This window comes from Sphingobacterium suaedae, from assembly GCF_042684625.1.
GTDB lineage: Bacteria > Bacteroidota > Bacteroidia > Sphingobacteriales > Sphingobacteriaceae > Sphingobacterium > Sphingobacterium suaedae.
The window spans coordinates 456,082-477,150 of sequence record NZ_JBHULR010000003.1 but is presented as its reverse complement, the minus strand read 5'-3'; the positions used below and the strand labels follow the sequence as shown (position 1 = coordinate 477,150).

Here is a 21,069-nt window from a genome sequence, read left to right as displayed (position 1 = left end):
CAAGCACAAGATAGTTATTTTTTGGAAAAGCTACTAGTAAATGAATGAAGCGTGAGTTGGAGGGGAGACGCCATCTCCGACAACTGTTGGAGAACTCTTCGGAAATTGTTCGGACGTTGTTCGTACCAGCTTCGACAATTGTTCGGCAGCTCTTCGACAGTTGTTCGGCAGTTGTTCGGGTGAGAGGCATTGACAATCAAGAAGACAATCGATGGTGTATTACAGGTTTACCCTAGTTGTCCCGCAGCTGTCCCGCAGTTGTCCCACAGTTGTGTGCCAGTTAATACGGACTTCAACGGACTTTAACGGACTTTAAGGATCGTGTTCGACTGTTTTTTTTTAAGAGGGGGATGGTTGAAATTAAGGTTAAACCAAATGTAGGTTTTTTTTTCTAATTTACAAATGGGGCATAACTTTCCGCAGGGATCACCTAATATAACAATTTTACTTCTTACTTTTGCAGTATGCATTTTTCGTCGCGATTATTAGAACAAGCTGTGGATGAATTTGGACGGCTTCCCGGGGTTGGGAAGAAGACCGCTCTGCGTTTGGTATTACATCTATTGAAACAGTCCGATGGGGAAGTAGCACGTTTTACGGGAGCCATTAATCAACTAAAGGAGCAGATCAAATATTGTAAAACCTGCTTTAATATTGCCGACGTGGATACCTGTGAGATTTGCGCCTCGCCCAAACGAGACAAAGAGATCATTTGCGTCGTGGAAGATACACGGGATGTCATGGCTATTGAGAATACGAATCAATACCAAGGCGTGTACCATGTGCTCGGAGGATTGATTTCGCCAATGGATGGCGTGGGGCCTGCCGATTTAAAAATTGAAGCCCTCATCGATCGTTTAAAGACAGGAGAGGTTAAAGAAGTGATTTTGGCATTGAGTGCAACGATGGAAGGAGATACTACGATTTTCTATTTGTATCGGAAATTGAAAGATTTTGATGTTCAAATTAGTACCATCGCACGAGGTATCGCATTTGGCGGCGAGCTTGAGTACGTGGACGAAGTGACGTTGGGGCGGTCAATCGCCACGCGGATACCGTACGAGCGCAGTGTCGGATAGCCGCTTACATTTTCTTAAGAATCCACGAAAAGCCTAGGCTCGTAAACAACATGATGGCGGCAGTCCCGAACCAAAGCGTTTGATAACCAAAATGTTCAGCGATATAAGTACCTAAATAGGGTGAAAAGATGTTGGCGGCGGCAAACGCTAACGAGTTGAATCCCATATAAGCACCTTGGGTATTTAACGTCGCTCTCGAAGCACTAATCGTTGCTGTAAACGGGAGTGTAAGCATTTCTCCCACGGACAACATAAACATGGCCAGATATAACCAGCCTATTCCGAAGGGTGCATTGAGCATCAGGTACGAAATACCTGCGATAGCTGTTCCGAAGATCATCACTTGCCTTGGTGTAAATCGATGTTCTACAGCATGTACCAACAACATTTCAAAAAGGACAATAACAAAGCCGCTGAAACCCAATAGTAGACCTATTTGCCCTTCAGTCATCGATTTGGCCTCTTTATAAAATAACGGCAGTGTGCTCAATAACTGAAAAAAAGCCATCGAAAAAAGGCAGCAAAAAATATTAAAGACAATAAAAGGTGGATCCAGGTAGGCATTTCTGTCTTTTGCTGTGCGTTTTTTTTCTGTGTGTAATTTGGGTTGTGCCGTTGCGCGCGGCCTTCTGCTCCTAAAAAAAAGAATAAACACGATAGCGGCCGAAATAGCTGTTAGCGCATTTCCATAGAAAATCCAGTCATATGAAAATGTCGCCAAAAAACCACCAAGAGCTGGACCGATGGAGAACCCAAGATTGACTGCCATCCGATTTAAAGAATACGCCTTAGTCAGGTTTTCTGGTTTCGCATATCGAGCCACTGATACCGAATTGGCTGGCCGAAAGGTATCAGCTATTAACGTGAGCAGGAAGATCATTCCGGCAAGAGTTTCAAACGTGCGGAAATGGGGCAGGATGAGAAAAATCGGTACGGTCAAGATCAGGCTAGTGGCCTGCACTTTAAAGTTCCCAAATTTGTCCGTGAGCCAGCCACCCAGCCAGGAACCGCATACCGAACCTAATCCGAAACATCCTAATACGATGCCTACCTGAGCTTTGCTGAACTGTAATTCGGAAGACATATACATACTCAAAAATGGGATTACCATCGAGCCCGTACGATTAATGAGCATGACGATAGCTAATAACCAAGCTTCGGTGGATAGACCGCGGTACGAATTGATATAGAGCTGTACGAGTTTCTTCACGGTAAAATTTGTTAGGCGCGTATGTGTTTATCCAGTTGTCGGTCAATAGTGTACTGTTGAGCAACGACCTGCACATCGCCCGTTGCTTTTTGGAATAGAACGTCCAATCGTCCGAGACGAATACCGGCAAAGCCTACTTGGTTTACCCAGACGTCTTTCCCGTCTAAATTCTTCATGCGTGTAGGTTCATCCAAGAAAGTATGCGTATGTCCACCAAGAATAATATCGACGTGACGCGAATTGGCCGCGAGTTTCAAATCAGACACTTTATCGTCTTCATATTGATAGCCTAAGTGGGATAGACAAATGACCAAATCACATTTTTTTTCTTCTCGTAGGTGCTGAGCCACCCGGTTAACCACCGGAATTGGATCTCGGTATTGCATACCTTTGTAGCTGTTCGGATCGACCAATCCTGCTATATCGATCCCTACACCCGTTATTCCAATTTTTAAGCCTCCCTTTTGGATAACGAGGTATTCCTTTGTTTTTCCTTCCAATACAGTGCCGGTGAAATCGTAGTTGGCGGTTAAAAACGGGAAATTTGCCTTGTCCAGATGTTTGACAAGCCCTTGTAAACCGTTGTCAAATTCATGATTGCCAAACGTGCCGGCTTCATACCCCAGTTTGGACATCAGTTCGAGTTCCAGTCTGCCCTCGAACATATTGAAATAGGGAGTACCCTGAAACATATCGCCGGCATCGACCAGCAACACATGTTTTTCCTCGCTACGAATGCGATTAATTAAGGCTGCTCGTCGGGCAACGCCACCTAATCCTTGATTGCGGGAGCCATCCATTGGAAATGGCTCGATACGACTATGCACATCGTTGGTGTGGAGGATGGTTAAACGAATCTCTTCGCCCGCCGCCTGCGTAGAAAAAGGTACGGCCCCCAAGGTGACGACAGCTCCAAAGGCCAACGACTGCTTAATAAAAGCGCGCCTATTTAATGAATTTAACTCTTCCATCTAATTGTGCCTGAATGTGTTTTCCTTGTTTTGTTAAATCTGTTACGTACTCCATTAATGTTTCGCGAATCCGTTGCGGGTAGTCTGTACGGCTCAGTGGCTTGTCCAAAAATGTAACATAGTCTCCACCATTGGCTAGGTAATCGTACGTAACAAGTTTGTAGGTGGCATTTGCGTCGACCTCTCTCCCTTGTACGCGAAACATCGTTACTTTTCCATCTTGTATCTCAAGTTCGATACCTGCAGCCGGTTGTCCGCCTGTCTGAGCCATATAATCGGCCCATCGAAGCATGTCCTTTCCAGAAAGTGTCACGATGGACAGGACATTCTCAAACGGCATCATTTCAAAAATGTCGCCGACGGTGACATTCCCTGCTTTCAAGTCGGCACGAATACCACCTTTCGTCGCAAAACTGGCCTGTACATCCGGCTCAAGCTGCTTTGCTTTCCAAAGCAATGCATCGACGAAAAAATTGCCCGCCAAGCTTTCTGCCTCACGTGATTTCGTCAAATGCAAGTCCGAATACCCCAATACGCGGCTCATCTCTTGCTGTAGCTTTTCTTTGTATGGTGTATAATATTGTATGATGCTGCTGTCGGCAGCCAGCGAGGCATCTATTTGATAAAATTGATTCGCGTGAACGGTGGGGTGTAATTTCGTTTTACAGGAGGAAACCGACAACGTGACGGCAAATAGGAAAACCCAACGAAGTAAACTTCTCATAACTGTGAATTTTGTGGCAAATGTACGTACTAAAATCAAATATTACTTGCTTATGCAACATTATTAGCAAACGCGGTTTATTCGTACTTTTTGATTAAAAAGATGGTAAACAAACCGTGTTTATCTTAGCATTATTCCATCGTACCCCCTCCGTCATGCGTATCGCCCTACGTTTTCAAGACCGAAGGTAGTCCGCTTTATGCGATCAATGGCGCGGCAAGTGATCGAGACGGAACGGGATGGCAGATCACCTCTCTCAAAGGTACAATTTATGTATGAACAGTATTTAAAAAAATAGGAACAGAACAAAAACAGGCGCCTTACTTTGGGGGCGCCTGTTTATTTCGTTGGGTGTCGCTTTTATTTTTTTGCGATACGATACAGTTTGCCTCCATCAGTTATAGCAAAGATCTCGCCTTGCTGTCCCTGTATGACATCGCGGAATCGTTGTCCTTCTTTGGCCAGTAAACGTTCTTCACCGATCACTTTATTGCCTTCGATGACCAATCGAGCAATATGCGTACTGCTTAGCCCGCCTATAAATAGATTGTTTTTCCATTCTGGAATCGCATCGCCAGTGTAGAACATTAAACCACTTGGCGACAATACGGGATCCCAATAATAAACAGGTTGTTCCAACCCTTCTTTTTGTTGGATAGGAGGTGTACCGATCTCCTTGCCGCTATATTCCAAGCCATACGTAATGGTGGGCCACCCATAGTTTTTGCCGGGTTGTACCCGATTTAGTTCATCGCCGCCGCGCGGACCGAACTCCGTTTCCCAAAGCTCTCCGCTTACCGGATGTAAGGCCAGTCCTTGCACATTCCGGTGTCCATAACTATAGATCTCGGGACGTGCATTGGTATTTTTCTCAAAAGGGTTTCCAGTGGCCGGTTTACCATCGGTCGTAATGCGGATGATCTTACCAAGGGCCGACTGGAGGTCTTGCGCCTGTGGACGCGTTTCGAGTTCCGAACGCTCGCCGGTGCTAACGAGTAGATGACCAGATTTGTCGAAGATGATCCGTCCACCGTAATGTAACTTACCATCGAATGTAGGGAGGGCTTGATAAATGACTTGGGCATTTTCAATGCTCTTCTCATCATCGGCTAAGCGACCTTTACCAACAGCGGTATGGTTGCCACCTTCTACCGGTTCGGCAAACACCCAATAAACCAGACGATTTTCTGCAAAAGACGGATCTAGTGTGATGCCTAATAATCCACCCTGTCCTTGGGCGTCTACTTTTGGAATACCCGTGATTGCTTCGCTAACCTGTCCATCCAGAGACACCAGACGCATGGTGCCTTCTTTCTCCGTAATTAATAACCGTCCGTCAGGCAAGACGGCTATGCCCCAGGGAGATTCTAACTTGTCGGTGACGACCTGAAAATCGTATGGTGTTGTAGTTTTCACACCTGCGATTCGAGTCTGCCCTTCAAAAGCTGGCTTGTAATCGGTATTCGCCTTGTTCGTTTCGACTGGGGGATAGATGCTGTCCGTCGCCCCGTTTCCAGAGGTGCTCGATGTGGCTTGGTTGTTACACGCAAATAACATCAGTGAAACACCAGAAAATAGAAAAGCTGGAAGTGTTTTTTTCATATGGATAGTTTGTTTTTCCGAGTTTGGTTGTATGTCTAGGATATTAAGTGTAAAAATAAACGTTTTGTTTCAATTTTCCTTAAAAGTACGCATTAACCCTGTACGCGTCAAGAGATCCCTCTATTTTAAGAAGCTCTATGTTATGTTTTCTGTAGATCGTTTCAATTTTGTATTTTCTATCTACGGGTATACCAACATATACATACCGCAAATTGGAAGAGTATGGGTTAGGATAACCCCGCCACCGAAGCCGAAGTCGCCGAATCTTCACCAACCATAACGAGCAAGCCAATTGGCTTGCTCGTTATGGAATGCATCTAGTGTTTTAGGTTAATAATCTAGACGACACAAATGTAGAGTGGAAAAGCAAGATATTCGCTAGTGCGCGCGCAATAATTATAATTTGTAGCTGAAAATCTACAAATCAGCCCCCCATTAAACATGACCACACACTTCCTCGTTTATTTTTCATAAAAATCTACTTATTTAGAAATACGTGTTGTTTTTTTTAGTATGTTTGGGTGTTAAACCTAATGGCATTATGAAAATAGTACAATATGTCGTGCTTGATGATGAGACCATTCACGTCAGCGTGCAACCTAAAAAAAGAAATAAACTTGTCCTTGTTGTAGAAATTGACAAAGAGGGCGGCACGTTTGTGGTTTCTAACTTTCCGGCGTTGGAAACGCCCGAACTGCATCAGGAAATCTTAGGTATCCTGAAGAAGGAACAGCTCTTATGAGGGTGCCTTGAATCGGCATCCACTAGCGGCGCTAATCGAAAGGCGCTGATGTAAAATAGATCGTTTGTGTGCAGAATAGCATAACAATCCGTATATTAACGGCATATTCATGATATGACTTCGGAAATCGGATGTATTGGGAAATCTGCCTCTTTTTTTTAGGAATTGCATTCGTCTACTCTTCTGTAGGCTTCGGTGGCGGTTCGAGTTATTTGGCTTTGCTCGCGGTATACGGTTTGCCTTACCAGGAATTGCGTTTGATCGCTTTGTTGTGCAACGTGATTGTCGTGACGGGTGGAGTTTGGGTATACGTACAGGCGAAACAACTGGACTGGCGCAAGACAATGCCTCTTGTATTGACCAGTGTGCCGATGGCTTACCTAGGGGCAATCGTTAAAATCAGTCAAACAACATTTTTTGTCCTTTTGGGCGTAAGCTTAATGATTGCAGCGCTCTTATTATGGTTCGAAAAAAAGGGGGGGGGAACATCGGATCGCGTCCACAGCCAGGAAAAAAGTACATTACGCGATATATCTTTTGGTGGAACAATAGGTTTCCTCTCGGGGATGGTGGGGATCGGCGGTGGCATATTCCTGTCTCCTTTCTTGAACCTGACACGTTGGGATACGGCGAAGAAGATAGCCGCAACGGCCAGTTTGTTTATTTTAGTCAACTCGCTTGCTGGAATAGTAGGTCAATTGAGTAAGTTGCCCGCTCAAGTAGACAGTGTCCGGTTGGGACTACTCTGCCTGGCAGTTCTGATCGGTGGCCAATTAGGTGCGCGGGTATCCATCACGTGGAATCCTCGCTTGATCAAGCGTATCACCGCTATCTTGGTTTTTATAGCGGGAAGTAACGTGCTGCTTAAACATGTACCGGATATGTTTTAAATTTGATAAATGAAAGTAAAGGTATTAACCTTTGGAATCACAAAGGAAATTGTCGGTGACACGAGAGTCGAGTTGGAACTGGTGGACGATAGCACGGTTTCGGATTTGAAAAATAGGTTAGAGCTTCTGTATCCGGCTCTTCGTACATTAAAATCGTATTTTATCGCGATCAACGATGAATATGCGTCTATCGATCAGCGTTTATTATCTTCTGATGAAATTGCGATCATTCCACCTGTAAGCGGAGGTTAATCATGGTAGGTGTTTCTATTTCGGAGGAACTATTGGATGCGGAGGCCTGCTTGGCTTTGGTTGCAGATGAATTATGTGGCGGCTCTGTAAGCTTCGTTGGATCTGTGCGTAAGGAGACGAATGGCCGACGTGTCACTCGTCTGGAGTTTGAATGCTATACGTCTATGGCAGAAAAGGAAATGCAGAAGATAGGGGAAGCGGCTATTCAGCAATTTTCCGTAAGCCATGTGGTGATACATCACCGTATCGGTGTTCTTCTGCCCGGAGATGTGGCGGTGGTTATTGCGGTTTCGTCTCCGCACCGAAGAGCAGCTTTTGAAGCGTGTTCGTTTGCTATAGACCGATTAAAGGAAACAGTGCCTATTTGGAAAAAGGAAGTTTTTGAAGACGGAGAACAGTGGGTTTCAGCACATCCTTAGGAGTTTATTGCCGATAATTCTGTATCTTTAACTAAAGCTCTGACAATGGTTGTGCATGAATAAACCTATAGACATAACGTTACGTGAGGTAGACGTGGAGCGGATGAGTGAGTCCGAAATTTTACCTATAGCCGATGTGGTCGCTGTGGAGGAACCCCTCGAGATCCGGATTGCGTATGGACCGGCCGGTACTCGGATGGTGAAACGTATTTCAGTTACCATGCGAACGCCCGGAGAAGACGTTGATCTAGCCGTGGGATTTTTGTTTACGGAAGGAATACTATCGGCTTATGAACAGGTGAGCGGCGCTGCTTATGTGGAAACATCTTGTTCCGGCACAACCCAAAATAATATTATTCAGGTTGATCTTCGGGAGGATGTGCTTCCGCAACTTCAACAGGCTGAACGCAATTTTTACACGACTTCCAGTTGTGGCGTATGTGGAAAAGGTTCGATTGAAGCCATAAAATCGGTCAGTCCTTTTCCACGCGCCGATCTATCGGAGATACATCTGCAGGCGCCGCTGCTCTGGACGCTTTCTGAACAACTACTTGCTGTACAGCAAAATTTCGGTCGATCAGGCGGCATCCATGCGTCTGCTTTATTTGATATGGAGGGACAGCTCCTATTGTTTCGGGAAGATGTGGGACGTCACAACGCCTTGGACAAGGTCATTGGGCACGCCTTGCAAACCATGTGTTTGCCGCTAGACAAAACATTGCTGTTGCTTAGTGGCCGGACAAGTTTCGAGCTGATCCAAAAAGCTGCAATGGCAGGCATACAAATGGTCGTGGCCATAGGGGCACCGTCTACATTGGCTATAGAAACGGCCAAACAATTCGACATAACGTTGCTGGGCTTTCTCCGTCAAAAACGATGCAATATATATCATTTAGGTTCGCACACACATATACACACGTAAATCATGAAAATCAGGATAAAAGATAATACCGTAAGGTACCGGATGAGCAAAACAGAGGTTTCACAGCTAGCAGAAACAGGTGCCATCTGGAGTTCGACTGTATTTTTAGATGGCGTATTTCGATACGGTATCGAGACCACGGAAGAGGAGACCTTATCTGCATCTTTCCAAGAAGGCTCGATTGTGTTGCGTATGCCTGAAGCGATGATCCAAGCTTTGGTTCAAACGGATATTGTTGGGTTCGACGGGATCTCGGGACCGGTAAAGCTATTGGTCGAGAAAGATTTTGTATGCCTAGATAAAACGGATGAGGACCAAACGGACAATTACCCCAATCCTAATGTCATGTGCTAAGCATTAATCCCAACGGTTATGGAGAACGAAAAACAACCCTCGAAGACGAACAACGATGCCCTCCATTTTCCGAAAGCAGAAAATCCCTTCCGGCTTTCCGATCTGAGACGTGCGCCGGTGGAAAATTGGGCTGCGGGTATTCCCGCGGTCAAAGCTGCTTTTGCAGACTTGATGGAGGAAAAAACGCTGATTCGCGGCACACGTGCCTTGTTTAAAATGAATCAAGTGGATGGGTTTGATTGTCCCAGTTGTGCCTGGCCAGATCCAGACGATGAGCGTTCCCCATTAGGAGAATACTGTGAAAACGGGGCAAAGGCGCTCGCTGAAGAAGCGACGAGTAAGCGTGTGACACCGGACTTTTTTGCCGAACACTCGGTGTATGCCCTTTCCAAATTGACAGATTATGAAATCGGCAAAATGGGAAGACTCACAGATCCCGTGTATCTACCTCCAGGCGGGACGCATTATCAACGGATAAGTTGGGAAGACGCTTTTCACAAGATCGGCACGCATTTGAATGCCTTGGCATCGCCGAATGAAGCTGCTTTTTATACGTCGGGGCGGACAAGCAACGAAGCGTCCTTTATGTATCAGTTGTTTGCCCGGGAGTTTGGAACCAATAATATGCCGGATTGTTCAAATATGTGTCACGAAACGTCAGGAACAGCACTTCGGCCAACAATCGGAATAGGAAAGGGTACCGTGAAGCTGGAAGATTTCTACGATACAGATGTGATTGTGATTATGGGACAGAATCCGGGAACAAACGCACCACGTATGATGAGTGCATTGGAACGGGCAAAACGAAATGGCGCACAGATTATCGCAATCAATCCATTACCGGAAGCTGGATTGATGGGGTTTCATAATCCGCAAGAGATCAGGGGTATTATCGGTGGCGGTGTAAAGTTGGCTGACAAGTACTTGCCGGTTAAAATAAACGGGGATATGGCGCTTCTTAAGGCACTGGAATTGCTGTTGCTTCAACTGGAGGAACAACACCCGGGTTCGGTATTGGATCATCGGTTTATTGAGGAGAAAACTACAGGTTATGAAGCTTTTGTGGAGGCGCTTCGAACAGCGGATTATACCCTCACTACGTTAGCTGAGCAATGTGGTGTTGAAGTCGACGACCTGAAGGCGGCAGCAGCGATGTTGGCCTTTAAAAAGCGGATCATTTTTTGTTGGGGAATGGGACTTACGCAACAACCGAATGGTGTAGCCATGATCCGTGAAATACTGAATATTCTGCTCTTGAAAGGCAGTATTGGCATTAAAGGAGGCGGAGTTTGTCCGGTTCGTGGCCACAGCAACGTACAAGGTAACCGTACTATGTTAATCGATGAAAAACCAACCGATGCACAATTGGATCGCTTGCAGGAGTTTTTCGGATTTAACCCGCCAAGGAAACAGGGGTACGACGTGGTGCGAACCATCAAAGCGATGCATGCAGGAGATATCAAAGTCATGTTGAGCATGGGAGGAAATTTTCTGTCGGCGACGCCAGATACCAATTATACGGCAGCAGCAATGCGGAAGTTGGATCTCTTGGTTTGCGTGTCAACGAAGTTGAACCGTGGGCATCTGATCCATGGTAAGGAATCCCTAATCTTACCGACCTATGGACGTAGTGACAAAGATATCGTGGGTGGTCAGTTGCAAATTGTGACGACAGAGAATTCAATGGGTGTCGTTCAGTATTCAAAAGGTATGTTGGACCCTGTGTCCGACAACTTGCTCAATGAGACGCAGATCGTATGCCGTATGGCGATGTCAACGTTAGGCGAGCGGTCCGTGGTGGATTGGAAAACATACCACGGTAGCTACGATGCGGTTCGCGATGCGATCGAGCAATGTATTCCTGGATTCAGTAATTTTAATATCCGTGTACGCGAAAAAGGAGGGTTTTACCTACCGAATGCAGCGCGGGACGAACAGCGATTTGCCGGACATCTGGGAGGCAGAGCACCGTTTACGTTAACGCAGCTGCCGGACAATACCCTGCAGGAGGATGAATATGTGATGGCGACGACTCGAACACATGATCAATTTAATACAACTATTTATGGGTTAGACGACCGCTATCGGGGTATAAAAAATGAACGACGTGTGGTATTCATGAATGCGCAGGACATCGCAAAAGCTGGGTTAAAGGAAGGGGATAAGGTCGATTTATTCAACTACGACGATGGTATAGAACGTATTGCTCCGTTGTTTGTAGTGGTGTCTTATCCTATCCCGCAACGGTGTACGGTAACGTATTTTCCGGAGACCAATGTATTGGTCTCGGTCAACAACGTCGTTGAGGAAAGCAATATGCCCGCGTCTAAATATGTCAAGATTAAAATCCGGAAACACGATGCGCGTATGCTAAAGGACGTATAAGGAAGGTCGTACGGGATGGGAAATTGATATGATTTTATATACTTTTTTAATTTAACTAAATTTATTAATTATTTAATTATAAGTCTTATATAATGTATTGTGTAGATGATTGTACGAAAGCGTGAACATTGGTTTAAGATGTTGTTCGTGTGGCATGGATCGGTTTTGCCACAACTTCTTCCCCGGCTTGGTATGCTATTTTTATTCTCGGTGGTCGTCGTGTATTTTCATGGAACCATGTTTTCCTATAAAGTGCCATTGAATCCTGCTCCGTTTACGTTGTTTGGTTTTGTATTGGCCTTGTTTCTCGGCTTTCGCAACCATGCGAGCTATGAGCGTTTTTGGGAGGGACGCAAGCTTTGGGGGGCGTTGTTAAATATAATGCGTTCGCTTACACGTCAAATGTTGACATTACCTCGACATTTACCTGATCAAAGCATGCCGGAGTTTCTTGATCTTTTGGCAGCTTTCGTATTTGCGTTGAAACATCAACTTCGCGGGACAGATCCTCAATCAGACCTAAAAAAACGGTTGGGTGCTGTCGCGTTTGAAACGGTGATGTCGGCTCGATATAAACCCGCAGCGATCTTGGGCTTTGTAGGCATATGGGTTAAAAAACGTCGTGATGCGGGGGATATAGACTCCGTTCAACAGGCTCGTTTTGATGAGAACCTTGATAAGCTGACCGATGTGTTGGGCGGCTGCGAGCGTATCCAATCAACACCGATCCCTTACAGCTATCGGGTCCTATTGCATCGGACGATTTATATTTATTGTTTCTTGCTTCCTTTTGGGCTGATGGACAGTTTAGATTGGTTTACACCATGTATTGTCGTTTTTATTGCCTATACTTTTGTCGCATTCGAAGCCATTGCCGACGAGATTGAAGAGCCGTTTGGTAAAGAAGATAATGATTTGGCTTTAAACAGCATGACCTGGATGATTGAAGAAACGATTCGCGAAATGGCTGGCCAACCAATCGCTGTGCCGGAACAAGCCGTCAGGACACATGTTTTGGATTAAGTATGCTCATTTAGAGAGGTGGTCCGTCCACGTGTTGAAGGCCATCTTTTAATGAGTACACTGCTTTTTGTGGATAATGCTGTTTCATGTAGCGTACAGCCGCCGCGCTTCGGGCGCCTGACGTACAATAGAATAAAATAGGACGTGAGACTTCGGCCAGTTGTTGTGATGTGAAAGGTAATTCAGGTAGAGGAATCGATCTGCCCCCAATATCGAAGGCGTCGTGCTCCGTGGTATTGCGCACGTCGATTAATTCAAATTTCTCGGGCATCTTTTTAAATGTCGACCAGTCTACTACAGGTGTTGTTGTAGGCAACGTAGAGATAATGGTGCCAGTCGACTTTTTTAAACGTATGGTTCGACACGTTCCATCGATGACATTGATCATCCACAATTTTCCAGAAAGGGTTGCTGCTGGTTGACTGAAATATTTCAACACTTCATTGGCTTGCATGCTGCCGATGATACCTGCCAACGTTGGGATCACCCCGCCTTCTCGACAATTGGGCACCTGAGCTTCTTCTACCTCTGGAAATACATCACGATAGTTTGCCGAATAGCTTCCGTCTGGTTGCCGCACATTCCAAATGCTTACCTGGCCTTCATATTGGTAGATCGCGCCATACACCAAGGGTTTCCCGGATAGTACACATGCATCGTTTAACAGCCCTTTGGTTTCAAAGTTGTCGGTGCCTTCAACGATGATGTCATAATCGGCGATGAGATCCATTACGTTGTCCGCGGTCACACGCATGGGGTAGGTGGCCACATGTATAGCCGGATTTTGTTGACGCAAACGTTCGGCAGCCACATCGACTTTTCGTTTACCGATATCAGCTGGCGTGTACAGGATTTGTCGATGTAGGTTGTCCATGGAGATGATGTCGTCATCAGCAAGACCAATGGTCCCTAAGCCACTTGCGGCGAGGTATTGCGCGGTAGGACACCCTAGTCCGCCCGCGCCGATGATTAATACTTTCGCATTTGCGAGTCTGTTTTGGGTGTCTACACCAAAATGAGGTAAATTGATCTGACAGCGGTAACGTTCGAGATTTTTTGTCATGTATTTTTTATCGGACAAGTAGCTTGCGAGCTTCCTCGGCATCGGCAGGCGTATTGACATTCATCAGCCGACTGGGTTCGCTGCTTTCTATTAATTGTATATCACTTTGCAACAGTACTTTTCTAGGACAGGTCATGCCATCGCCCAGAAAGCGTAAGAGTACGTGGAAACTGTCGGGTTCCCAAATCGTGATCAACGGTTCCGGGAGACCATCGAAGGGGCTTTGATAGGCTGTGGCTATTTTATGGCAATTTCGTTGTTTCACCAAGTCGGATAAGGTGCGTTCGTCAAGTAGCGGGAGGTCGCACGCAACAACAAGCCACGCCACCTTCCTGTTTGAGCGTAGGGCAGACAAAATTCCTCCAGTAGGTCCCATGTCCATAAAGGTATCGGCGAGCGGGCGGTAGTTGGAATCAAAATCAGCTAGTTGTTCTTTTCGACACGATATATAAACACTTGCGCATAGCGCTGCCAGGAGGTCGGCAGCATAGTAGCGTTGTTGTTTACCATGCCAAAGCATTTCGTCTTTGCGGGTGCCCATTCGTGTGCTTTTTCCCCCTGCGAGCACCAATCCATGGAGAGGCGGGTTATGCTGTTCGTTCGAAATCATTTTTTCCTCCGGTTTTGCGGATAAGTTTCGTTTCTTTTATCACGATGTCGTGGCTCAGTGCCTTGCACATATCATAAACCGTCAAGGCTGCAACGCTCGCACCGGTAAGCGCTTCCATTTCTACGCCGGTCTTGGACGTGACGGTGGTTGTGCACTCGATAATTATCTCCTGTTGTTCATTGCATTCGATCTGTACATGACAATTTTCCAAAAATAGGGGATGGCACAATGGGATGAGTTCTCCGGTTTTTTTGGCAGCCAGTATACCTGCTAAAATTGCTGTTTGGAAAACCGCACCTTTTTCGGAGTGGAAGTTGTCGCGTATCAATTCGTCGAACACGACTGGTGGCACGACAACAACGCTGCGCGCAGTAGCAGAGCGTTTCGTGACCGCTTTGTCACTGATATCTACAATGATCGGTTGTCCGCTTTCGTTTAAATGAGAAAATTTGCTCATACATATTATAAGTAAAGGGAGTAGGGCCATATTCGGAATACCTCGCCCGGATGGAAATCTGAACGTTCCAGTGGAAGTTCAATAAATGCTTGTGTTTCCGCTAGATGAGAGAAGTCGCCCGAACCGTTTGTTTCTATAAAATTTGCGGTCAATTGACCGTCGGTATTCGTTGCAAGTTGTACCTGCGCAAAATATTGTAGGGAGGGGGAGAAATGTATATGCTGTTGGAGCACCGCATGGTATTGGAGAATAGGTAGTCCCATGGACGTGCGTAACCAAGGAATAAAGTAACGATGTAGGCACATAAAAACGGAAACAGGGTTGCCCGGAAATGCAAAGATAAGGGCGTTGTTCTTGAATGTACCAAAACAAAAGGGTTTGCCTGGCCGTTGCCGAACCTTGTGGAATTTCTTTTGTACACCTAAGATACGCAGTGCTCGTGGAACGAAATCAAATTTGCCCATCGAAACGCCGCCGGTAAGGAGTATGACGTCATAGTTTTCTAAAGCATGTGCCAGGATTTGCTCCATTTCTTCATAGAGGTCGGGCATGTGAATCAGGATAGGTCGTATGCCGTAGGATTTTAGTACCGCCGCGACGGTGACCCCATTCGACCGCCGAATTTGAAATGGTGTAGGTTTCTCCTCTGGAGGAACGAGTTCATCCCCTGTGGTTAGGACACAGACTCGAGGAACTTTCTTTACCAAGATTTGTGTTGAGCCTAGTGTGGCAGCTATGCCCACTATTTCTGGCGATATCGTTTGGTGTGCATGCACGACTATATCACCCGCACGCTTATCGGTGCCTTTTTTGTGTATATTGTGCCCGTAGCGAAAGGTATTCAGTTTTACTTGAACGGTATCGTCCACGATATCCAGATCCTCATAGCGAACTACGGTATTAACGCTCTCGTGGAGCGCCGCACCGGTCATGATTTCTACACATTCCGTATTGGTCTTTATCGGGATCGGGTTATCTCCGGCAGCTTGGGTGCCTATCATTCGAAAAACTGCCGTTTGACCGGTTAGCCCCCGACTGTCTAAGGCGACTCCATCCACAGTGGCCCGGTCGTACGGGGGAAGGTCTCGATCGGCCCGTAGGTCTTCTGCCAATACACGCCCTAAAGCCTGTTCGTATGCGATACGCTCCGTGCCGTAGTCCCGTTTTTCAGCGAGGATAAGCGCTTCTGCTTCTGTTACAGTCGTCATATCCATTTGTTATCCTCCTATCATAGCCATGGATTGATTTGTGGGGGAAACCAAGCGGCTCTCTTTTTCTGCAGCCCAACCGTCCTTTGCTTTACCCATCACGGCTCGCTTAATAAGTTCTATTAACTGTAGGTCCGTCTTCCCAGAGCGCATACTGTCCTTTAGATTGATTCCATCCGATTGGTAAAGGCACGTGCGAAGGACACCGGTTGGCGTAAGGCGGAGGCGGTTGCAATCTCCGCAAAATGAGCGTGTAAACGCGGCAATAACACCAATGTCGCCACGATAACCGGGAATTTTATACCGTTCGGATGTCGCATGTGGCTCCGCGTGCATCTGGATAAGCGTGGGGTGATGCTGTTGAATGTAGTCGACAATCTGCCGGGCCGTCCACGGCTGTTCGCGGATAAAAGTATCTCCATTGAACGGCATTTCCTCGATAAAACGTACGCTGACAGGTAAGGTACGCGTAAGGGCGACAAGGGGAAGTATATCTTCCATATTCTGTCTTCCCATTACCACTGTATTGATCTTGACCTGTATATCATGCGCCAATAGTTCGTGGAGGGTGTGAAGTACTTTGGACAATTCACGACGCCGCGTAATCTGAAAAAACCGGTCGTCGTTTAACGAATCCAAACTCAAATTGACCGAACGGATCCCCAGTTTTTTCAGCTCAGGAATGTATTTCGCCGTCAGCAACCCATTGGTGGTTATTGTTATTTCTCGAACATCCGGCAGTTGGTTAATCTGCTGGAGAAAGGGTAGAAGGTCTTTTCGCAGAAAAGGTTCGCCGCCAGTTATCCGAAACTTCTCTACACCCAGTTGCGCAAATAAACCACATAAGCGGGCCATCTCCGGCAGAGACATTAATTCGGTTCGATTAAGCCATGCTAAACCGTGCTCAGGCATACAATACGTACAGCGTAAATTACAGCGGTCTATGACTGCCAGGCGTAGGTAGGTGATGGTTCTTCCGAATTTATCCGTCAGCATGCATATCTCTTCTAAAGTAAGTCGATCGAAGACATAACAAACTTACTTAAATTTGCGTTTATATGCAATAAAATCCAATCTATAAACACGCGATTATACGACGTTTCGACTGTTAACGATCAGATCGTCCCGGAGCGAATGGATGCGTATTCAACCATACACATCCGTTCGCAAGAACGAGGGTTATCATTTTTTATCGGTGATATAGAAGGTTGTCTTTCCATCCGTGGATTTAAAATGGATCATATAGCCTTCTTGTTCTGTTAAAACACTAGGAATACCTTGTGCCTCAAATGCTGTGCTATTCAATTGTTCTTTTGGTTTAGACGTTTTATGCATGTCGGTTGATTTGGCCAAATTATATTGATTTCCGTTAACCTGCAACACCTTGAACCACCCAAATCCGATCGTAGCAGTCAATGCATTCCCGGGTTCCTCATAGGTTTCGAAGTGACCAAAATAAATGTCACCAACGGACGGGGTTTGTGCCATTTCCATTGTTTCCACCGATTTGGAAAGCGGAGGCTTTAAGGAGCTGTAGGTCAGGTAGCAAAAAAAGCCCACGACCAAGACAGCGAAGAGCCATCCGACTAGGGTCATTTTGAAATAGAACGGAGTGCCGGGTACTTCCTTCTTTTTTTCTTGGTAAAATAATTTCATTTCTGCTGTCCAAGAGCGTTTCGGGATGAGGGGGCCGGTAGCGCCTACCGTATATTCACCGAAAGGTTTTCTAGAATACACGGTGTAAAAGGCGGTCTTTACTTGATTACGATAAAAAGTGAGTGCCATGTTTTGTGTTTGGTCTACCGGATTCGTAAGCCGATCGACACCAAAGCGGATCTGTTCGATTTTGCGGAAAGAATAAAACATAATAATATCAGTTTCTTTTTTAGGCCTATAGGTATGCTTTTGTGTTAAATAGGCGTTCGAAGTTAAAAACCTAAAACATATGGAGTCTGGTTTGGGTATATACAAAGTATATATATAGGTTTTAATAGTGAGTTAAGAAGCTGTTTATTAGGTGTTTAAAAATAAAAAAGGGGCCATGATTTGGCCCCATTGTATCATATTAGGAGAGAATGCCAGCACAAAAATGTAGTGTTTTGGTTAGATACCAAGCTCTACTTGCAGCATGCCTCCCCAAAGATTTTTGTTGTGGTTATTATTAAAATCTCCGTTTTTAACGGTATAATTTCCATTGATCTGGAATTTAAGGCGATGCGCCTTGATATATTTCGTCAACCCCAATTCAATCATGTCGATTTGATCCTCGTAGCTACGAATTTGCTGATGCGGGATTACATACGTGTATCGCGCAGCGATCTCATATCCTTTATTGAGCAAATAAGAAGTTTGCTGGTTTATTCCCCAACCTTTGTAAGCATAAGTTTCTTCTTCTTCCGGTCCGTCAATCTGGTTGAGTTGGTCATCTACCAGATTAAAAGGGTCTGTAACATCCCGTCGCATATATTCGGCTTGGTATGCGAAACCTTGATATTTAAAAATAGCATCTAAAAAGGATGTTTTTAAGGTGAAGGGATTCTTCACATAGCGCCCCAATTGTCCACCCTCTCGGGTGGTTCTGTCATTATAGCTGTAGCCGCCTCCGATAGATAGCTTCGGCGTTTCTTCCCGTTCGATATCTCCTTCTGAATAATCACCGTCGTTCGTAAATGTGCCTAATGGCAGAAATTCAACGCGTCCGGTGTAGGCCAGTCCATCATCTGTTCCACTTGCAACGCGTCCTTCGCCGGTAGAAATAGCAGCTTTCGCGTTGAAGGGCATTTCACCGATTTTCTTGCTGAGGTTCAGCGAAATCCCGAAATCACGATCCAATGTGAAGTTAGAGTTCACGAGTGAGCGGTCGGCAAATTGGAGTTGACCGGATGAGTTGACCCGCTGGCGATTGCCCGGAAGTTTGTTTTGCCCAAAAGAAATGTAGAAGTCGTCCGTAAAATTGTAAAAAACGACTGCGTCGCGCACAATATTAGCCACTCCCGTGTCGTCAAAGTCCTGATCCGATCGCGTAAACGCTAATTGGATCGAATACGAGATTTTTCGGGTATAGATATAGCCGTCTACCCGCATGCGCAGACGCCGAATACGGGCATCAAACTTCCCGTTGTCTTCATCATCCAGTAGATTGCTATAGCCCAACCTATTTTGCATCCGGAACCTAAAGTTTGTATAGAACAAGGAGTCTTTACTTGCATATTGTATTCCTTTGAAATTTAAAATCGTCGCACGGTCGTCGCGTTCTTGTGCGAGACTCTCTGTGGATATACAGAGACCATATAAGGTTCCCAAAACTAGCCCTAGTTTGAATTTCATGTTTATTTACTGATGTGAAGATCGTTAACTTTTCATAAATAGTTACTCGCGCAAAGATACTATTTATAAGTAAAAATTTGGGAGGTGAAGAGATTTCTTATACCGGAAACTCGCTTGATTTTTTTTGTATTGCAGTTTTTTGGTATTTTTAAACGTGTTTGAACAGTATGATAAACAGGAGAAGCGTACGATAGACCTCGCCCGAGCAAATCGGGTTGGCTGTTTACTGTATGTGCCCATTTTTCTTTTCTACATGCTGCCGTTTTATTTTTTTTGGCCAGAAAAATTGAGGCGGGACCATATCATTGGTTTGATGGCAGCTGACACAAACCCCGGTCTTGTGCTTCTGTCGGTTGTTTGTCTGCTCGTTGCTGGTATAATACTTCATGAGTTTATACATGGCACAATTTGGGCATTATTTGCCAGGGGTGGCTGGAAGGCGATTCGGTTCGGTGTCCGTTGGCGTTACATGACGCCGTATTGCCATTGTCAAGAGCCATTAACGGTCGGTCAGTACAGTCTTGGCGCGATCATGCCGTTCCTGATACTGGGGTTGTTGCCGGGGGTAATTTCTTGGGTGCTGGGAGACCTGCTTTGGTTAGGCTTTGCTACTTTCTTTAGTGTGGCGGCCACGGGCGATTTTATGGTGATCGATTTGATGCGCAAAGAATCGCGGGATACATTGGTTTTGGATCATCCGTCTGAAGCGGGCTACTATGTTGGTGTAAGAAAGGAGAAATAAGGGTGCAACGAAAAATTATTCATGTTGATATGGATGCTTTCTATGCTTCGGTGGAACAGCGAGATTTTCCGGAACTGCGTGGAAAAGCGCTTGCGGTGGGAGGATCGCCGGACGGGCGGGGTGTCGTAGCAACAGCTAGCTATGAGGCGCGAAAGTTTGGTGTACGCTCTGCAATGCCGTCACGGCAGGCATTGCAACTTTGTCCGCAACTGATTTTCTGCAGACCCCGCTTCGAAGTGTATAAAGAGGTGTCTGACGCCATTCGGACTATTTTTCGGAGGTATACCGACGTGATAGAACCGTTGTCATTGGATGAAGCTTACCTCGATGTTACGACGGATAAACTCGGCATAGGATCTGCCATCGATATTGCTAAAGCTATTAAATGTGCCATCCGTGAGGAGTTGCATTTGACGGCATCAGCCGGTGTTTCTACGAATAAGTTTATCGCAAAGATCGCGTCGGATTTTCAAAAGCCCGATGGTTTAACATTCATCGGCCCATCAAAGATTGTTCCTTTTTTAGAGCAGCTGCCGATTGAAAAATTTTTTGGTGTAGGGAAGGTTACCGCCCAAAAAATGAAGGGAATGGGCATTCATATGGGGAGAGACCTGAAGCAATTTTCAGAACAAGCACTGATGATGAAATTCGGTAAATCGGGCAAGTTTTTTTATCATATGGTTCGTGGGGAAGACAACCGGCCGGTAAAGCCGAATCGAATGTCCAAGTCGATTGGTATTGAAGATACGTTTGAAACAGATTTGAGCGAGCGGTCCGATATGTTGGATGAGCTAAAGCTATTGTGTGATAAACTTGAAAGGCGACTTGCGTTGAAATCGGCGCAGGCAAGAACGATAACCCTGAAGCTGAAGTTGTCCGACTTCTCGCAGATGACGCGAAGTAAAACGGCAACGTATTATATAAACAACGCGGAAGAGGTCTACACAGCTGTCTGCGAACTTTTTGAAAAAATCGAGCTCGCGGAGAAGAAGGTGCGTTTGTTGGGGGTCAGTATGTCTAATTTTTACGAAAATGACCTCGCGAAGTTGGACAGTCCGCAGTTGCGTCTGTTTTAAGTACTCAATTTCA

General features: G+C 45.7%; 23 protein-coding genes. 12 read left to right on the top strand and 11 right to left on the bottom strand.

Annotation, left to right across the window (positions count from 1 at the left end):
* Positions 1–44 precede the first annotated feature (44 nt).
* On the top strand, positions 45–236 hold the full coding sequence (locus ACFSR5_RS05465) for a hypothetical protein (protein ID WP_380901517.1): 192 nt from the start codon (positions 45–47) through the stop codon (positions 234–236).
* Between the two features lie 228 nt (positions 237–464).
* A complete protein-coding gene (gene recR, locus ACFSR5_RS05460) occupies positions 465–1,079 on the top strand; it encodes a recombination mediator RecR (RefSeq protein ID WP_380901515.1) in 615 nt (204 codons plus the stop codon).
* 4 nt (positions 1,080–1,083) lie between these two features.
* On the opposite strand, the gene ACFSR5_RS05455 is transcribed toward recR, so the two are convergent.
* The 4 genes from ACFSR5_RS05455 to ACFSR5_RS05440 form a co-directional block, all read right to left on the bottom strand.
* Positions 1,084–2,289, bottom strand: coding sequence for an MDR family MFS transporter (locus ACFSR5_RS05455; RefSeq protein ID WP_380901513.1), 1,206 nt, complete (start codon positions 2,287–2,289; stop codon positions 1,084–1,086).
* A gap of 11 nt (positions 2,290–2,300) precedes the next feature.
* On the bottom strand, positions 2,301–3,260 hold the full coding sequence (locus tag ACFSR5_RS05450) for a bifunctional metallophosphatase/5'-nucleotidase (RefSeq protein WP_380901511.1): 960 nt from the start codon (positions 3,258–3,260) through the stop codon (positions 2,301–2,303).
* A complete protein-coding gene (locus ACFSR5_RS05445; protein WP_380901509.1) occupies positions 3,235–3,984 on the bottom strand; it encodes a 5'-nucleotidase C-terminal domain-containing protein in 750 nt (249 codons plus the stop codon). The genes ACFSR5_RS05450 and ACFSR5_RS05445 overlap by 26 nt, the downstream gene beginning before the upstream one ends.
* Positions 3,985–4,344: 360 nt before the next feature.
* Positions 4,345–5,586 (bottom strand): PQQ-dependent sugar dehydrogenase, encoded by a 1,242-nt coding sequence (locus ACFSR5_RS05440; protein WP_380901507.1) that lies wholly within the window; start codon positions 5,584–5,586, stop codon positions 4,345–4,347.
* A 541-nt stretch (positions 5,587–6,127) separates the two neighbouring features.
* Here ACFSR5_RS05440 and ACFSR5_RS05435 point away from each other — a divergent pair.
* The 8 genes from ACFSR5_RS05435 to ACFSR5_RS05400 all read left to right on the top strand — a co-directional run bounded on the left by ACFSR5_RS05435 (position 6,128) and on the right by ACFSR5_RS05400 (position 12,573).
* Entirely contained in the window at positions 6,128–6,328 is a 201-nt protein-coding gene (locus ACFSR5_RS05435) for a hypothetical protein (RefSeq protein WP_380901505.1), read from the top strand.
* Between the two features lie 131 nt (positions 6,329–6,459).
* On the top strand, positions 6,460–7,218 hold the full coding sequence (locus ACFSR5_RS05430; RefSeq protein WP_380901503.1) for a sulfite exporter TauE/SafE family protein: 759 nt from the start codon (positions 6,460–6,462) through the stop codon (positions 7,216–7,218).
* A 9-nt stretch (positions 7,219–7,227) separates the two neighbouring features.
* Complete coding sequence (locus ACFSR5_RS05425) at positions 7,228–7,470, top strand: MoaD/ThiS family protein (RefSeq protein ID WP_380901501.1); 243 nt, start codon at positions 7,228–7,230, stop codon at positions 7,468–7,470.
* A 2-nt stretch (positions 7,471–7,472) separates the two neighbouring features.
* Complete coding sequence (locus tag ACFSR5_RS05420; protein ID WP_380901499.1) at positions 7,473–7,889, top strand: molybdenum cofactor biosynthesis protein MoaE; 417 nt, start codon at positions 7,473–7,475, stop codon at positions 7,887–7,889.
* 55 nt (positions 7,890–7,944) lie between these two features.
* Positions 7,945–8,811 (top strand): formate dehydrogenase accessory sulfurtransferase FdhD, encoded by an 867-nt coding sequence (fdhD, locus tag ACFSR5_RS05415; protein ID WP_380901497.1) that lies wholly within the window; start codon positions 7,945–7,947, stop codon positions 8,809–8,811.
* Positions 8,812–8,814: 3 nt separating this feature from the next.
* Positions 8,815–9,165 carry a DUF7009 family protein gene (locus ACFSR5_RS05410; protein WP_380901495.1) on the top strand — a complete coding sequence of 117 codons (351 nt, stop codon included), beginning with the start codon at positions 8,815–8,817 and terminating at the stop codon, positions 9,163–9,165.
* 18 nt (positions 9,166–9,183) lie between these two features.
* Complete coding sequence (locus ACFSR5_RS05405; RefSeq protein ID WP_380901493.1) at positions 9,184–11,550, top strand: FdhF/YdeP family oxidoreductase; 2,367 nt, start codon at positions 9,184–9,186, stop codon at positions 11,548–11,550.
* Between the two features lie 105 nt (positions 11,551–11,655).
* On the top strand, positions 11,656–12,573 hold the full coding sequence (locus tag ACFSR5_RS05400; protein WP_380901491.1) for a bestrophin family protein: 918 nt from the start codon (positions 11,656–11,658) through the stop codon (positions 12,571–12,573).
* A 10-nt stretch (positions 12,574–12,583) separates the two neighbouring features.
* Here the strand turns inward: ACFSR5_RS05400 and ACFSR5_RS05395 are convergent, their stop codons facing one another.
* The 7 genes from ACFSR5_RS05395 to ACFSR5_RS05365 all read right to left on the bottom strand — a co-directional run bounded on the left by ACFSR5_RS05395 (position 12,584) and on the right by ACFSR5_RS05365 (position 19,238).
* Positions 12,584–13,636, bottom strand: coding sequence for a ThiF family adenylyltransferase (locus ACFSR5_RS05395; RefSeq protein ID WP_380901489.1), 1,053 nt, complete (start codon positions 13,634–13,636; stop codon positions 12,584–12,586).
* Positions 13,637–13,643: 7 nt separating this feature from the next.
* Complete coding sequence (locus ACFSR5_RS05390) at positions 13,644–14,246, bottom strand: NTP transferase domain-containing protein (RefSeq protein ID WP_380901487.1); 603 nt, start codon at positions 14,244–14,246, stop codon at positions 13,644–13,646.
* On the bottom strand, positions 14,224–14,703 hold the full coding sequence (gene moaC, locus ACFSR5_RS05385) for a cyclic pyranopterin monophosphate synthase MoaC (RefSeq protein WP_380901485.1): 480 nt from the start codon (positions 14,701–14,703) through the stop codon (positions 14,224–14,226). The genes ACFSR5_RS05390 and moaC overlap by 23 nt, the downstream gene beginning before the upstream one ends.
* A 5-nt stretch (positions 14,704–14,708) precedes the next feature.
* On the bottom strand, positions 14,709–15,911 hold the full coding sequence (locus ACFSR5_RS05380) for a molybdopterin molybdotransferase MoeA (protein WP_380901483.1): 1,203 nt from the start codon (positions 15,909–15,911) through the stop codon (positions 14,709–14,711).
* Between the two features lie 9 nt (positions 15,912–15,920).
* A complete protein-coding gene (gene moaA, locus ACFSR5_RS05375) occupies positions 15,921–16,907 on the bottom strand; it encodes a GTP 3',8-cyclase MoaA (RefSeq protein WP_380901481.1) in 987 nt (328 codons plus the stop codon).
* 186 nt (positions 16,908–17,093) lie between these two features.
* Positions 17,094–17,777, bottom strand: a complete 684-nt coding sequence (locus ACFSR5_RS05370) for a hypothetical protein (RefSeq protein ID WP_380901479.1) — start codon at positions 17,775–17,777, stop codon at positions 17,094–17,096.
* A gap of 237 nt (positions 17,778–18,014) precedes the next feature.
* A complete protein-coding gene (locus tag ACFSR5_RS05365) occupies positions 18,015–19,238 on the bottom strand; it encodes a porin (protein WP_380901477.1) in 1,224 nt (407 codons plus the stop codon).
* 154 nt (positions 19,239–19,392) lie between these two features.
* Here ACFSR5_RS05365 and ACFSR5_RS05360 point away from each other — a divergent pair, with 154 nt between their 5' ends.
* Entirely contained in the window at positions 19,393–19,980 is a 588-nt protein-coding gene (locus ACFSR5_RS05360) for a DUF3267 domain-containing protein (RefSeq protein ID WP_380901475.1), read from the top strand.
* Positions 19,981–20,009: 29 nt separating this feature from the next.
* Entirely contained in the window at positions 20,010–21,056 is a 1,047-nt protein-coding gene (gene dinB, locus ACFSR5_RS05355; RefSeq protein ID WP_380903175.1) for a DNA polymerase IV, read from the top strand.
* Positions 21,057–21,069: the final 13 nt, after the last annotated feature.